Raw genomic sequence first — 13617 nt, forward strand, 5'->3', positions numbered from 1 at the left:
GTTTGTGTTTTGGGTTTTCACAAATTACCATGACGCGACCCTTGCGTCGTATTACTCGGCACTTGTCGCACATCGGTTTTACGGATGGTCTTACTTTCATTTGTCTAATCCTTTCTCTACGTATATTCCTGTTAAAATGCGTATAGTTCTATGCGGATTTTAACAGTAACGTAGTTCAAAAAATATAACGCAAGTAAATTGCGCATAAAGATGCGCAATTTATTTGCTTAAAGCTTCTTTTAAAACAGGCCAGATTTCTTCAATGCAAGCGGTCGCATCAATTCTCTTGACCATTCCTTTTTCTTCATAGTATGCGATAACAGGCTCTGTGTTCTTCGCATATTCCTCTAAACGAGTTTTTAAACTTTCTTCATTATCATCTTTTCTCTGTGATAATTCAGAACCACATTTATCACAAATCCCTTCCTTTACCGGCGGTTTTGAATAAATGTTGTAGATTTCTCCACAGTTTTTACAACTGCGTCGTCCTGTTATACGACGTGTTAATTCATCAAATGGAACATCCATCACAACGATTTCGTCAACCATCAGATCTGTTCCCTCTGTCATTTTTTCAAATGCTTTGGCCTGATCCAACGTTCTAGGATATCCATCTAATAAATATCCGTTCTTTTTATCCGATAATTGGCTCAAGTACTCTTTAACCATGTTATTGGTAATCTCATCCGGTACCAGCAGACCTTTTTCAGTATATGCTTTTGCCTGCATACCCAATTCAGTGCCTCCGGCAATGTTTGCCCGGAAGATATCACCGGTACTGATATGATTCAAATCGAATTCCTCTTTGATACGGCTTGAGAATGTCCCTTTTCCGCTACCTGGGGCACCCATGATAAAGATGTTCATACTTCAGCTCCCTAGACGATTTTATTCGTCTTCAAAATAATTCTTATACGATTTCTGCGTAATCAATCCCTGTATTTGCCTTACAGTCTCGATCGCAACACCAACTACGATGATCATTCCAGTTCCACCAAGTGCCATTGATGTGTTCATTTCTGACCAGATTAACGGCATCAAATGTGGAAGAACGGCAACCAGTGCCAACGCAACAGAACCCAATGTCGTCAATCGAGATAAAACACGGTTGACATAGTTTTCTGTTTCTTTTCCCGGACGCACGCTTGGAATATAAGCACCTGATTTCCCCAAGTTCTCCGCAATCTTTTCCGGATTAACCTGCATCTTTGTATAGAAGAAGGTAAAGAACAAGATCAACAGTACATAGATAACCAAAGAGTACCAAGTTCTCATTCCCAGCCAATCCGTCATAACACTTGTTACTTTATTGGAAGCGAAGAAACTGGCAATCTGTAATGGTGCCATCATCAACGACGATGCGAAGATGACAGGGATTACACTGGCCGAATTCAGTTTTAACGGTAAATAATTTGATTTACTCTGCTTTGATAAACTGATGGAACTAGACGTATATTGAATAGGAATACGTCTTTCGGCCGTATTGATCAATGTAACAAATACAATAATGATCAAATAAACAACGATATACCCGATAAACAAACCAATGCCCTGTCCCGTTGGATCTTCTCCAATCAGTGAAGTCCATGCAGAACTAAACTGTCTTGGCAATCTTCCCACGATACCGGCCATGATGACCATAGAAATACCATTTCCAATTCCTTTGGTCGAGATTTGGTCACCGATCCATACAAGAAACATCGTTCCTGCTGTAAAGATCGTTGCGATATACAGAATCTTACTCATTGTGGCTCCGCCCTCAATCAGTCCTGTATAGGTACTTGAGAAACCATATACTAAAGAGAATGATTGAACGAAGCCAAAGATCACAGCCAGATAACGTGTGTACTTATCCAACTGCTTACGCCCTTTAGCACCGGACTTAGCCAACTCTGATAGCGGCGGAATCACATCCATGCTCAAAAGCTGAATAATGATTGAAGCCGTGATATAAGGTGTAACACCTAAGGCAAAGATGGAGAACTGTTCCAGACCTCCACCTCCTAAAAGATTCAGCATTGCGAAGAGGGAATTATCCTCTAAACCGGCTACTAAATCGGTTGTATTTACATCCGGAACAGTAATTGCAGATCCTAAACGATATACAAGAAAGGCAAATAAAGTAAAGAGAATTCGATTACGAATATCTTTATTTTTAATAATTGCCTTAAAGCTCGATATCATTTTAGATCTCCTCGGCTGTTCCGCCTGCTTTTTCTATTGCTTCTTTGGCTGATGCAGAGAATTTGTTTGCTTTTACAACCAATTTCTTAGTTAACTCTCCATCACCTAAAACTTTTAAACCAGCAAGTTCTTTACGAATAATCTTCTTATCAAGCAGTAAAGCTGCATTGATTTCAGTACCTTCATCAAACTGATTCAGAGTTTCTACATTAACTATAGCATATTCTTTGCGATTAAAGTTTGTAAATCCTCTTTTTGGTAAACGTCTTGCCAATGGTGTCTGTCCACCTTCAAATCCAAGACGAACTCCTCCACCACTTCTGGCTTTTTGACCTTTTTGTCCGCGTCCGGAAGTTTTACCATTTCCGCTTCCAGGTCCACGACCTACGCGGTTTCTTGTTTTGGAAGCTTCCGTCTGTGTCATTTCATGTAATTTCATACTTCAACCTCCTGCTTACCCGCGAATTTCTTCTGGTTTCTTTCCACGAAGACGAGCAACTTCTTCTAAAGTTGTCAGAGATTTCAATCCTTCAACCGTTGCGCGAACAACGTTGATCTTCGTACGAGAACCTAAACATTTTGTTAAGATATCGGAGATACCGGCCAATTCTAATACAGAACGGGCAGCACCACCGGCGATAACACCGGTACCTTCGCTGGCCGGACGCATAAATACGCTTCCTGCACCATAGTTACCGATTGTATCATGTGGAATAGTTGTTCCTACGATTGGAACGGTGAACAAGTTTTTCTTAGCATCTTCAACCGCTTTACGAATTGCATCCGGTACTTCGTTTGCCTTTCCTGTTCCCATACCTACGCGACCTTTACGGTCACCGATAACTACAAGACAAGAGAAACGGAAACGACGTCCACCTTTAACAACTTTTGTTACACGGTTAATTGCAACAACTTGTTCTTCGAATTCTTTCTGCTCTCTTCTAGGTTGTTTTCTTTCTGCCATGTGTGCGACCTCCTAAAATTCCAAGCCAGCTTCACGAGCTGCATCGGCAAGAGCTTTTACACGTCCTGCGTAAATATATCCACCACGGTCGAATACAACCTTTGTGATGTTAGCTTCTTTAGCGCGTTTTGCGATTTCAGCACCCACTTGTTTAGCGGCTTCCACATTACCACCATTTTCAAGTTTCATAGCCAAGCTGCTGGCAGATGCCAAAGTCTTCATGTTTACATCATCAATAAGCTGAACATGAATGTGTGCGTTACTTCTAAATACACTCAAACGTGGGCATTCAGGAGTTCCGCTGATTTTTGTACGTACACGAGCGTGACGACGAAGACGCTGTGCATTGCGTGATTGTTTTTTAATCATATCTTAAGATCTCCTTCCCACTACTTCTTACCAGCTGTCTTACCTTCCTTACGACGGATATGTTCACCTTTATAGCGAATACCTTTTCCTTTGTAAGGTTCTGGCTTACGAACAGCACGAACATTAGCAGCAAATTCACCAACAAGTTGTTTATCAATTCCAGATACACTGATTTCAGTAGCACTTGGACAAGTTACTTCCAAACCTTCCGGAATTTGCATTTCTACCTGATGAGAATAACCAACATTCATCGTTAAGGTATTTCCTTTTACAGCGGTACGGAAACCGATACCAACCAGTTCCAGTCCTTTCGTAAATCCTTCAGAAACTCCTACGACCATGTTATGTAACAAAGCACGAGTCGTACCATGTAATTGTTTAGTGTGTTTTTCGTCATTTGGACGTACTACAGTGACCTCAGTTCCCTCAACGTTGATCTGCATCAAGTCAGAGAACTTACGAGATAAAGTTCCCTTAGGACCTTTTACAGTCACCTCATTACCTGTAGCGACTTCCACACTTACGCCAGCAGGAATGGTAATCAGTTTATTCCCGATACGTGACATTCTTTATCCTCCTATTACCAGATATACGCAATGACTTCGCCACCTAAGTGGTTCTTTCTTGCGTTTTTATCGGTCATCATACCATTACTTGTAGAGATAATGGCAATTCCTAAACCGTTTAATACACGAGGCAGATTTTCAACCTGTGCATAAACACGAAGTCCAGGTTTAGAGATACGACGAAGACCAGAGATGATCTTCTTGTTATCTTCTGTGTACTTTAAAGTGATCGTCAGGTCTTTATGAACACCTTCACCTTCCACTTTATAGTCTGTAATGTATCCTTCTTCTTTTAAGATTTCAGCAATAGCTTTCTTTTCTTTGCTGACAGGCATACTAACAGTTTCATGTTTTTGTTGCAATGCGTTGCGGATCCTTGTCAGCATGTCCGCAATTGGATCAGTCATAATCATTGTTATATGCCTCCTTCTTACCAGCTTGCCTTTTTTACACCAGGAATCTGACCTTTATAAGCCAATTCTCTGAAGCAAATACGACATAATTTATACTTTCTCAATACTGAGTGTGGACGTCCACATCTTTCGCAGCGTGTATATTCACGAACTTTAAATTTCTGAGGACGTTGCTGTTTATTGATCATTGATTTCTTAGCCATTTTACGTTCCTCCTACTTCTTGAAAGGCATACCCATTTTTTCAAGCAGGGCTTTAGCCTCTTCATTTGTTTCTGCGGTTGTTACGATGACAACATCCATTCCGCGTGTACGGTTTACTTTATCAAAATCAATTTCCGGGAAAATGATCTGTTCTTTAATACCCAGTGTATAGTTTCCACGACCATCAAAGCTAGTGTCAGAAACTCCACGGAAGTCACGAACACGTGGCAAAGAAATGTTGAACAACTTATCTAAGAAGTCATACATTTTTTCTTTACGCAATGTAACTTTACATCCGATTGACATACCTTCACGCAATTTGAAGTTGGCAATGGATTTCTTTGCTTTTGTGATTACCGGAGCCTGTCCAGTAATGGCTGCCAATTCCTCAACAGCTTCATCCAACAATTTCGCATTTTGGATGGCATCTCCAACACCGATGTTTACGACCACTTTTTCGATCTGCGGTACCTGCATTACGGATTTGTAGTTGAAGTCTTTCATAAGCTGAGGAACGACTTCGTTTTTATATTTTTCCTGTAAACGGTTCATGTCTTATCCTCCTTATTTAACCTTAACTTCTTTTCCGCTTGTCTTGTAGACACGCAACTTAGTTCCGTCTTCTTTTACTTCCATTTTAATACGGGAAGCTTTTTTGCTCTTTTCATCCCAAAGCATTACATTGGAAACGTGAATCTTAGCTTCTTTTTCAATAATTCCGCCATCTGGATTGGCCTGTGTCGGTTTCTGGTGTTTTTTCACCATGTTTACACCTTCCACAATAACCTTATCTTCTTTTGGATATACAGAAGTTACTTCACCGATTGTGCCCTTGTAAGCACCAGTAATAACTTTGACTCTATCACCTTTTTTAATTCTCACTTGGCACACCTCCTATAATACTTCCGGAGCCAGAGATACGATCTTCATGAAATCGTTATCACGTAATTCACGAGCAACAGGGCCGAAAATACGTGTTCCTCTAGGCGTCTTATCATCTTTGATCAATACAACGGCATTGTCATCAAAACGGATGTAAGTACCGTTTTCACGGCGAACACCACGTCTTGTACGAACGATAACACCTTTGACTACATCACCTTTTTTAACGGTTCCACCAGGAGTGGCCTGTTTTACAGTACACACAACGATATCACCGATGTTTGCAAATTTTCTTACGCTTCCGCCTAAACAACGAATAACTAACACTTCTTTAGCTCCGGTGTTGTCAGCGACGCGTAAACGACTCTCGTTTTGAATCATTGTTTCGCCCTCCTAGTCCTATACACGCGCTTTCTCAATGATGCTTACCAAGCGGAAACGCTTTGTAGCAGACAATGGACGAGTTTCCATGATCTCTACACGATCTCCTACATGAGCTTCATTCTTTTCATCATGCGCTTTGAATTTCTTTGAATATTTAACACGTTTACCGTATAAAGGGTGTGTTTTCTTAGTTTCTACTACAACCGTGATTGTTTTATCCATCGCATCACTTACGACAGTACCACGATATACTTTACGTACGTTTCTTTCCATCGTCATACCCTCCTACTCTTGACCTTGCGCATTTTCACGCTCTGTCATCACTGTTTTGATACGGGCAATCGTCTTCTTAACAGTTTTTAAACGTGCCGTGTTTTCCAGCTGTCCTGTAGCCTGCTGGAAGCGGAGATTGAATAACTCTTCTTTTAAAGCATCGATCTGAGCAAGAAGTTCTTCATTTGTCTTTTCACGAATTTCTTTAGCTAACATTATTTCACTTCTCCTTTTCTCGCAAAACGAGTCTTAACAGGAAGCTTGTGGCTGGCAAGACGAAGCGCTTCACGAGCTACTTCTTCACTTACTCCACCAACTTCAAACATTACTCGTCCAGGCTGTACTACAGCAACCCATCCTTCTGGAGCACCTTTACCGGAACCCATACGTACTTCCAAAGGTTTTTTAGTTCTTGCCATGTGAGGGAAAATACGAATCCATACTTTTCCTCCACGTTTCATATAATGTGTCATGGCAATACGGGCAGCTTCGATCTGACGGTTGCTGACATAGTTTCCACTTTCGGCAACCAAACCAAATTCACCAAAGTCAATAGAACGACCAGCTTTACTACGACCTTCATAGCTCAAACGATGTGGACGTCTATACTTTGTACGCTTAGGCATCAACATTATTCGTTACCTCCTTTGTTTTCAACAGGAGCCTGTTCCTTTGCAGGAGCCGCATTCTGCTGAGGAGCACGTCCGTTTGGACGACGATTACGGTTGTTGCGGTTTCTTCCGCGCATTGGACGCTGTTTTGGAGCTTCTGGTTCTTTTACCATTTCTCCAGGCAGTACTTCACCACGACAGATCCATACTTTAACACCTAAACGTCCATATGTTGTAGCAGCTTCTTCCCATGCATAATCGATGTCAGAACGCAATGTATGCAACGGTACAACACCTTCAGAGTATCCTTCTGTACGAGCCATATCAGCACCACCTAAACGACCAGATACAGCTGTTTTGATACCCTTGGCACCAGCACGCATAGAGTTATGGATTGCTTTTTTCTGTGTGGCACGGAAGCTTTTACGCTGTTCCAATTCATTAGCGATCCAACGAGCAACCAAACGAGCATCCAAGTTTGGATTGGCTACTTCGACAACGTTGATCTGGATCGTCTTTTTGTTTTTAGAATCTTTTTTAACACCGGCGTTAACCATTTTTTCCAGTTGTTTTTTCAGACCTTCGATAGATTTTCCATCCTGTCCGATCACAACACCTGGATGAGCCGTACGAACGATGATCGTTACACGATTTTTAGTACGTTCGATTTCAATACGAGAGATCTGAGGATCCGCTTTTCTCTTATCCTGTGCTGCGTTCGACAATTTTTCATAATAGTTTTCGATGAATTCACGAATCTTAACATCTTCGATCAGAAGGGATCCGAATTCTTTATCGTCTGCGTACCATCTTGACTGCCAGTCACGAATGATACCAACACGCATCCCGATCGGGCTTACTTTCTGTCCCATGGCGAACCTCCTACTCTTTCTCAGCCACTACAACTGTGATGTGGCTTGTACGTTTCATAATTGGGCTGGCACTACCTTTTGCACGAGGCATATAACGTTTTAAAGTAATACCTTCATTGGCCCAGCAAGCTTTAACATAAAGCTTTTCTTCATCTAAATCATTGTTGTTTACCGCATTGGCAATGGCAGAGTTCAAAACTTTTCCAACCAGATATCCACCTTTGTTGGGAGTGAACTTGCAAATTGCTTTTGCTTCTTCTACGTCTTTGCCGCGGATCAAGTCTAAGACAAGTCTTGCTTTACGAGGCTGAATACGTAGAGTTTTCGCTGTTGCTTTTACTTCCATGATATCCTCCTAATTAACGTGATTTCTTGTCATCTGATCCATGACTTGCATATTTACGAGTTGGAACAAATTCACCTAATTTGTGACCAACCATATCTTCTGTTACATAAACTGGTACGTGTTCCTTACCGTTGTAAACCGCAAATGTGTGTTCAACAAACTGAGGGAAGATAGTAGAACGACGACTCCATGTTTTAATAACTTCTTTTTTGTTTGAGGCATTTAATGCTTCGACCTTTTTCATCAGATGTTCATCACAGAAAGGTCCTTTTTTCAAACTACGACTCATGTTCTTTCCTCCTTTTCCTATTTACCGTTACGACGGCGCACGATCAATTTAGTGCTGGCTTTCTTAGTACGACGTGTCTTAACACCCAGAGCTTTTTTACCCCAAGGAGTCATTGGAGATTTACGTCCGATCGGTGTACGACCTTCACCACCACCATGAGGGTGATCGTTAGGGTTCATAACAGAACCACGTACGGTAGGACGAATACCTTTATGACGATTACGTCCGGCCTTACCGATGTTTACCAAGCTGTAATCTTCGTTTCCAACGATACCAACTGTAGCACGGCAGTTTGCTAACACTTTACGAACTTCTCCGGAAGTCAAACGCAAAGTAACGTATTTTTCTTCAATACCCAGAATCTGAGCAGAACATCCGGCACTACGAGCCATCTGTCCACCTTTACCAGGTTTTAATTCAACGTTATGAACGAATGTACCTTCTGGCATATTCTTCAATTCCATAGCGTTTCCAGTTTTGATATCTGCTTCAACACCGGAAATTACGCTCATTCCTACCTGTAAATCCTTTGGTGCAAGAATGTAACGTTTTTCTCCATCGGCATATACTAACAAGGCAATGTTAGCGCTGCGGTTTGGATCGTATTCGATCGTTTTAACGCGAGCAGGGATGTTGTCCTTGTTACGTTTGAAATCGATGATACGGTAGGCTCTCTTATGTCCGGAACCTTTATGACGTGTTGTGATACGTCCTGTGTTATTACGTCCACCTTTAGACTTCAATGGAGCTAACAGACTTTTCTCTGGTTTTGAAGTTGTGATTTCTTCAAATGTCAAAGATGTCATCCCACGACGTCCTGGTGTCGTTGGTTTATACGTCTTAATTGGCATAAACTTTCTTTTTCCTCCTTATCGCAATGTTTATTCAGGAAATAGCGTCTTCTCCCTGATTATTCAGCCTCACCGAATAAATCGATTGACTGACCTTCTTTGATCTTAACGATTGCTTTATGAACCGCACTCATTTTTCCTGTGTATCTTCCAACACGTTTTGTCTTAGGCTTTGTGTTCTGCATGTTGACTTTTACAACTTCAACTTTGAACAAAGCTTCCACAGCCTGACGAACTAATACTTTGTTTGCACCTTTGGCAACTTCGAATGTCACTTTGTTATCTTCTGCCATCATCTTCATTGTTTTTTCTGTGATGATCGGGCGAAGAATGATATCTCTGTAATCAGTCATTATGCAAGTGCCTCCTCAACTTCTTTTACTGCAGCGCTTGTCATAACGATCTTGTTGGCATGTACCAGATCAAATACGTTGATCAGATCACTTCTCATCATTGTGCAATCTGGAACGTTGCGACTTGATAAGTAAGCATTCTGTACATCTTCGTTCTGTCCAACAACAAATAACGTTTTCTTAGGCGCCTGAATTGCTTCCATGATAGAAACAAATGTCTTTGTCTTAGGTTCTGCAACTTCGAACTTATCTAATACGCTGAAGGCTGTTTCTGCCACTTTTTCACTCAAGGCAGATTTTAAAGCCAGGCGACGTACTTTTTTGTTGATACGGTAGCTGTAATTACGTGGTGTTGCTCCGAATACTGTTCCACCGCCACGGAACTGTGTAGCACGAATGGAACCCTGACGAGCACGACCTGTACCCTTCTGACGGTATGGCTTACGTCCACCACCGCTGACTTCGCTGCGTCCTTTTGTGGAAGCCGTACCCTGACGACGACCTGCCAACTGCATCTTTAACGCATCAAATAAAGCCTGCTGATTTGGTTCGATACCAAATACGGCATCGTTCAGTTCAAGAGAAGAAACTACTTTTCCTTCCTGGTTGATCACATCAATCTTTGCCATTATTCCTGAACCTCCTTATTTGCACTATAGTCAACTAAAGTAACCGGTGCTTTGTTTCCCTTAGAAGTCTTTGCGGTGCGAACCATCACAAATCCTTTTTTAGGTCCCGGCACGTTTCCTTTAATCAACAAGTAGTTGTTTTCTTTATCTACTTTGATCACTGTCAGGTTCTGGTTTGTTGTTCTGTATCCACCTTCCTGACCAGCCATGATCGTACCCTTCATGATACGTCCCTGGCGAGATGTAATACCGTTTGTAGCTAAAGAACCGATATGGCGAATGTTTTTAGAACCACCGTGGCTCTTTGGACCCTGGTGTGCATTGTTACGAACGATTGTACCATTGTAACCTTTACCTTTGCTGGTACCGATCACATCCACTGTTTCACCAGCTTCGAAGATCGTAACGTCAACCAAATCGCCAACGTTTACATCCAATTCACAGTCACGTACTTCCTGAATACGACGTTTCGGACTCGTGTTTGCTTTAGCACAATGTCCTACATTTGCCTTTGTTGTACGTTTTTCTTTGATTTCTTCAAATCCTAACTGAATCGCATTGTATCCGTCACTCTCCACTGTTTTCTTCTGAAGAACAACATTTGGAGTTGCTTCAACAACGGTTACCGGAATCAATACACCATCTTCAGTGAAGACCTGTGTCATTCCTAATTTTCTTCCTAATAATCCTTTCATCTTCGACACCTCCATTAAAGTTTAATTTCGATGTCTACACCACTAGGAAGTTCCAGTCTCTGTAAAGAATCCATCGTTTCCTTTGTCGGTGCAACAATCTCAATCAAACGCTTGTGCGTACGCATTTCAAACTGTTCACGAGAATCTTTGTATTTGTGAACGGCACGTAGAATTGTTACAACTTGTTTTTCCGTTGGTAACGGAACGGGACCAACAACTTTTTTAGCTCCGTGTTTCGTCACTGTTTCGACGATTTTCTTGGCACTGTCATCTAAGATGCGGTGCTCATACGCTTTTAAGCGAATTCGAATTGTGTTTTTTGCCATGTTTAACTCCTTTCGTATATTCGAGATATACATGCTCCATGCGAATTCCCTGACACCACCCATGACAACGCTTCTCAGTGGGTCAGCAACCTCGCACTTCTACGCAGTGCGCAATGATGATACCATATCTATAAGCGACATTCAAGTGCTTTTTTCACTTTTTTCCATGCACATTTTCACGATTCACTACTATGCTTTTCGCAAGGGTTATGCTACTCTTTTGTATGGATAAATAAGACCGTTTTGATCAAGGAGATACACACTATGCAAAGTATTCAAAATATTTATAAGATCGGTCCGGGTCCCAGCAGCTCTCATACCTTTGGCCCTATGCGCGCCAGTCAGGACATGCTGGAACATTACCCCGATGCCGATGAATTCAAAGTTACATTATTTGGCTCTCTGGCTTTGACCGGAAAAGGCCATCTCACTGATAAAATTATCGAAAAGACCTTTTTTCCTACGCATTGTACGATCACATTTGATTTAAAAACACAATGCGAGCATCCAAACACGATGACCATTGAAGCCTTTAAAGAACACGATGCTTTAGGAAAACATACCTATATATCTATAGGCGGCGGTAAAATTTTAAAAGATCAGGAGCAGGAATCGGAAGAAACACATGTCTATCCACATAATTCTATGGATGATATTCAAGGCTATTGTAAACAACATCATCTTCGCTTAGATAAGTATATCGATCAGTTTGAAGATGAATCGTTAAACAGCTATATGGATAAGATCTTTGATGCGATGATCGAATGTGTTGACAAAGGATTAAATACGATCGGTAAGCTGCCAGGCTCCTTAGAAATCGACAGGGTAGCCAGTGCATTGTACCAGAGTGCTAACAGCTGTGATGATCTGATTGAAAGAAAAAGTCTTTTACTCTCCAGCTATGCTTATGCGGCCAGTGAACAAAATGCCAGCGGCGGTATGGTTGTTACCGCACCAACTATGGGCAGCTGCGGTGTCTTACCAAGTCTTCTCTATCATTTTTATAAGGATGAAAACTATCCCAAAGATACTCTGATCCAGGGCCTTAAAGTAGCCGGTCTGATCGGCAATCTCATTCAGCATAACGCTACGATATCCGGGGCCAAGGCCGGCTGTCAGGCGGAAGTCGGTGCTGCCTGCAGTATGGGAGCCGCCTTTGTCAGCTCCTGTAACTTTGAAAACAACGCGCAGATCGAATGTGCTGCCGAGATCGGACTGGAGCATCACTTAGGCTTGACCTGTGATCCGGTCGGCGGTTATGTCATGATTCCATGCATCGAAAGAAATGCCGTTGCCAGCCTTCGCAGTCTGGACGCCGCTCGTCTGGCAAAATATTTACGCAACGTTAAGAAAAACCGTGTCAGCTTTGATATGGTCGTCAAAACGATGAATCTGACCGGAAGCAAACTTCCTTTGGAATTAAAGGAAAGTGCCTTAGGCGGTTTAGCTGTAGTTGTGCCTACAAAAAAGAATGGCTAAAGCCATTCCAGTAAAAGAAAAATCAATGGTAAAGTCAACATACTCAATAAGGTTGATACGAAGATGATCCTGGATGCAAATTCAGGATCTTTTTCATAGCGCTGTGCCAACATAGCCGTTGTACTGGCAGCCGGCATAGCCGATAAAAGAACACAGACGTTGCGAACCATGGATTCAACTGGCAGGAATAAAAGGATCGCAAAAATCAAAAGCGGCAAAACCAATAAACGCAGGACACTATATAAAATAGAAATATGATCAAATATCTTTTCTTTTGGCACATCGCTTAAGATCCCGCCAATCACGATCATGCTTAAAGCCGTATTACAATCTCCGATTGCGCCAATCGTATCATCGATAAACTTTGGCAGGTGAATATCAAACATCCCCAAAACCATGAGCACGATTCCTATATAGATTGCCACAATACAAGGATTGGTGGCAACCTTTCGAATCACTTCCTGTCTCGTTCCTTTTTCATAAAGCGATACACCATAGCTCCACATACAAACTCTTTGAGGAATCAAAAAGATCGATGCATACAACAATCCTGTCGGACCAAACGCACTTTGTGCTACCGGCATTCCCATAAACCCGGCATTGGAAACCATAGTTCCATATTGTAAAGAAGGTTTACGATCATCTTTGATTCCATTCCAACAGCTTTTACAAAAGATCAAATACAAAAGCTGAATGCCCACAGAAATCATAAAAATCAGGATCATGGATACAAGCAGCTGTTGATCGACCTTGATTTCAAAAGATTGGATCGTTGCGCAGGGCAAGACCAGACATAAGACAATATTGGTCAACTGTTTTCGGGTCTGCTTGGAAAAATAGCCCAGCTTTGCTAAAACAAAACCAGCTAAGATCAACAAAAAGATTTCCAGTTGTAAATCAAGCATATCTTTCGCTTCCCTTCAAAAAA

25 protein-coding genes are annotated in these 13617 nt (G+C 41.7%); 1 reads left to right on the forward strand and 24 read right to left on the reverse strand.

The annotated features are described in order from the left end of the window. The 23 genes from rpmJ to rpsJ form a co-directional block, all read right to left on the reverse strand. Nucleotides 1-100: 50S ribosomal protein L36 (gene rpmJ / locus ACTQX6_RS00005; protein ID WP_173446955.1), on the reverse strand; the 100-nt coding region annotated here is incomplete at its 3' end. Between the two features lie 119 nt (nt 101-219). Beyond that, on the reverse strand, nt 220-867 hold the full coding sequence (locus ACTQX6_RS00010; RefSeq protein ID WP_117446963.1) for an adenylate kinase: 648 nt from the start codon (nt 865-867) through the stop codon (nt 220-222). Nucleotides 868-888: 21 nt separating this feature from the next. Continuing rightward, the gene (secY, locus tag ACTQX6_RS00015; RefSeq protein WP_117446964.1) at nt 889-2184 is read right to left on the reverse strand and encodes a preprotein translocase subunit SecY; all 1296 of its coding nucleotides are present in this window, start codon (nt 2182-2184) and stop codon (nt 889-891) included. Between the two features lies 1 nt (nt 2185). Next, nucleotides 2186-2623 (reverse strand): 50S ribosomal protein L15, encoded by a 438-nt coding sequence (rplO, locus tag ACTQX6_RS00020; RefSeq protein WP_022789340.1) that lies wholly within the window; start codon nt 2621-2623, stop codon nt 2186-2188. A 15-nt stretch (nt 2624-2638) separates the two neighbouring features. Next, nucleotides 2639-3148: a 30S ribosomal protein S5 gene (gene rpsE / locus ACTQX6_RS00025; protein ID WP_022789341.1), complete on the reverse strand. Its 510-nt coding sequence runs from the start codon at nt 3146-3148 to the stop codon at nt 2639-2641. A gap of 12 nt (nt 3149-3160) precedes the next feature. Further along, nucleotides 3161-3517, reverse strand: coding sequence for a 50S ribosomal protein L18 (gene rplR, locus ACTQX6_RS00030; RefSeq protein WP_022789342.1), 357 nt, complete (start codon nt 3515-3517; stop codon nt 3161-3163). A 20-nt stretch (nt 3518-3537) separates the two neighbouring features. After that, nucleotides 3538-4083 carry a 50S ribosomal protein L6 gene (rplF, locus tag ACTQX6_RS00035; protein WP_117446965.1) on the reverse strand — a complete coding sequence of 182 codons (546 nt, stop codon included), beginning with the start codon at nt 4081-4083 and terminating at the stop codon, nt 3538-3540. Between the two features lie 14 nt (nt 4084-4097). Next, on the reverse strand, nt 4098-4496 hold the full coding sequence (gene rpsH / locus ACTQX6_RS00040) for a 30S ribosomal protein S8 (RefSeq protein WP_022789344.1): 399 nt from the start codon (nt 4494-4496) through the stop codon (nt 4098-4100). 17 nt (nt 4497-4513) lie between these two features. Next, nucleotides 4514-4699, reverse strand: coding sequence for a type Z 30S ribosomal protein S14 (locus ACTQX6_RS00045; RefSeq protein WP_003864831.1), 186 nt, complete (start codon nt 4697-4699; stop codon nt 4514-4516). A 12-nt stretch (nt 4700-4711) separates the two neighbouring features. After that, nucleotides 4712-5251, reverse strand: coding sequence for a 50S ribosomal protein L5 (rplE, locus tag ACTQX6_RS00050; protein WP_117446967.1), 540 nt, complete (start codon nt 5249-5251; stop codon nt 4712-4714). Nucleotides 5252-5263: 12 nt separating this feature from the next. Next, nucleotides 5264-5581: a 50S ribosomal protein L24 gene (gene rplX, locus ACTQX6_RS00055; protein WP_320863205.1), complete on the reverse strand. Its 318-nt coding sequence runs from the start codon at nt 5579-5581 to the stop codon at nt 5264-5266. A gap of 12 nt (nt 5582-5593) precedes the next feature. After that, nucleotides 5594-5962 (reverse strand): 50S ribosomal protein L14, encoded by a 369-nt coding sequence (gene rplN, locus ACTQX6_RS00060; protein ID WP_022789347.1) that lies wholly within the window; start codon nt 5960-5962, stop codon nt 5594-5596. An 18-nt stretch (nt 5963-5980) separates the two neighbouring features. Then, entirely contained in the window at nt 5981-6238 is a 258-nt protein-coding gene (gene rpsQ / locus ACTQX6_RS00065) for a 30S ribosomal protein S17 (RefSeq protein ID WP_022789348.1), read from the reverse strand. 12 nt (nt 6239-6250) lie between these two features. Further along, on the reverse strand, nt 6251-6454 hold the full coding sequence (rpmC, locus tag ACTQX6_RS00070; RefSeq protein WP_022789349.1) for a 50S ribosomal protein L29: 204 nt from the start codon (nt 6452-6454) through the stop codon (nt 6251-6253). Further along, nucleotides 6454-6870: a 50S ribosomal protein L16 gene (gene rplP, locus ACTQX6_RS00075; protein ID WP_279069229.1), complete on the reverse strand. Its 417-nt coding sequence runs from the start codon at nt 6868-6870 to the stop codon at nt 6454-6456. The genes rpmC and rplP overlap by 1 nt, the downstream gene beginning before the upstream one ends. After that, on the reverse strand, nt 6870-7721 hold the full coding sequence (rpsC, locus tag ACTQX6_RS00080) for a 30S ribosomal protein S3 (RefSeq protein ID WP_441657184.1): 852 nt from the start codon (nt 7719-7721) through the stop codon (nt 6870-6872). Before rpsC ends, rplP begins: the two co-directional genes overlap by 1 nt. 10 nt (nt 7722-7731) lie before the next feature. Continuing rightward, nucleotides 7732-8067 carry a 50S ribosomal protein L22 gene (gene rplV, locus ACTQX6_RS00085; protein WP_022789352.1) on the reverse strand — a complete coding sequence of 112 codons (336 nt, stop codon included), beginning with the start codon at nt 8065-8067 and terminating at the stop codon, nt 7732-7734. A 13-nt stretch (nt 8068-8080) separates the two neighbouring features. Then, a complete protein-coding gene (gene rpsS / locus ACTQX6_RS00090; RefSeq protein WP_022789353.1) occupies nt 8081-8356 on the reverse strand; it encodes a 30S ribosomal protein S19 in 276 nt (91 codons plus the stop codon). Between the two features lie 17 nt (nt 8357-8373). Further along, a complete protein-coding gene (gene rplB / locus ACTQX6_RS00095) occupies nt 8374-9207 on the reverse strand; it encodes a 50S ribosomal protein L2 (protein ID WP_320863206.1) in 834 nt (277 codons plus the stop codon). Nucleotides 9208-9266: 59 nt separating this feature from the next. Then, nucleotides 9267-9560, reverse strand: a complete 294-nt coding sequence (gene rplW, locus ACTQX6_RS00100; RefSeq protein ID WP_320863207.1) for a 50S ribosomal protein L23 — start codon at nt 9558-9560, stop codon at nt 9267-9269. After that, nucleotides 9560-10189, reverse strand: a complete 630-nt coding sequence (rplD, locus tag ACTQX6_RS00105) for a 50S ribosomal protein L4 (RefSeq protein WP_167698607.1) — start codon at nt 10187-10189, stop codon at nt 9560-9562. Before rplD ends, rplW begins: the two co-directional genes overlap by 1 nt. After that, the gene (gene rplC / locus ACTQX6_RS00110; protein ID WP_117446970.1) at nt 10189-10884 is read right to left on the reverse strand and encodes a 50S ribosomal protein L3; all 696 of its coding nucleotides are present in this window, start codon (nt 10882-10884) and stop codon (nt 10189-10191) included. Before rplC ends, rplD begins: the two co-directional genes overlap by 1 nt. Before the next feature lie 14 nt (nt 10885-10898). Further along, entirely contained in the window at nt 10899-11210 is a 312-nt protein-coding gene (gene rpsJ / locus ACTQX6_RS00115) for a 30S ribosomal protein S10 (RefSeq protein WP_022789358.1), read from the reverse strand. 264 nt (nt 11211-11474) lie between these two features. On the opposite strand from rpsJ, the gene ACTQX6_RS00120 reads away from it, so the two are divergent. Next, nucleotides 11475-12689 carry an L-serine ammonia-lyase, iron-sulfur-dependent, subunit alpha gene (locus tag ACTQX6_RS00120; protein WP_117446971.1) on the forward strand — a complete coding sequence of 405 codons (1215 nt, stop codon included), beginning with the start codon at nt 11475-11477 and terminating at the stop codon, nt 12687-12689. On the opposite strand, the gene ACTQX6_RS00125 is transcribed toward ACTQX6_RS00120, so the two are convergent. Then, complete coding sequence (locus tag ACTQX6_RS00125; protein WP_117446972.1) at nt 12686-13594, reverse strand: AEC family transporter; 909 nt, start codon at nt 13592-13594, stop codon at nt 12686-12688. The two genes, ACTQX6_RS00120 and ACTQX6_RS00125, sit on opposite strands and share 4 nt — an antisense overlap. Nucleotides 13595-13617 lie beyond the last annotated feature (23 nt).

The organism is Faecalicoccus sp. LCP19S3_E2 (assembly GCF_052121255.1).
Classification (GTDB): Bacteria; Bacillota_I; Bacilli_A; order Erysipelotrichales; family Erysipelotrichaceae; genus Faecalicoccus.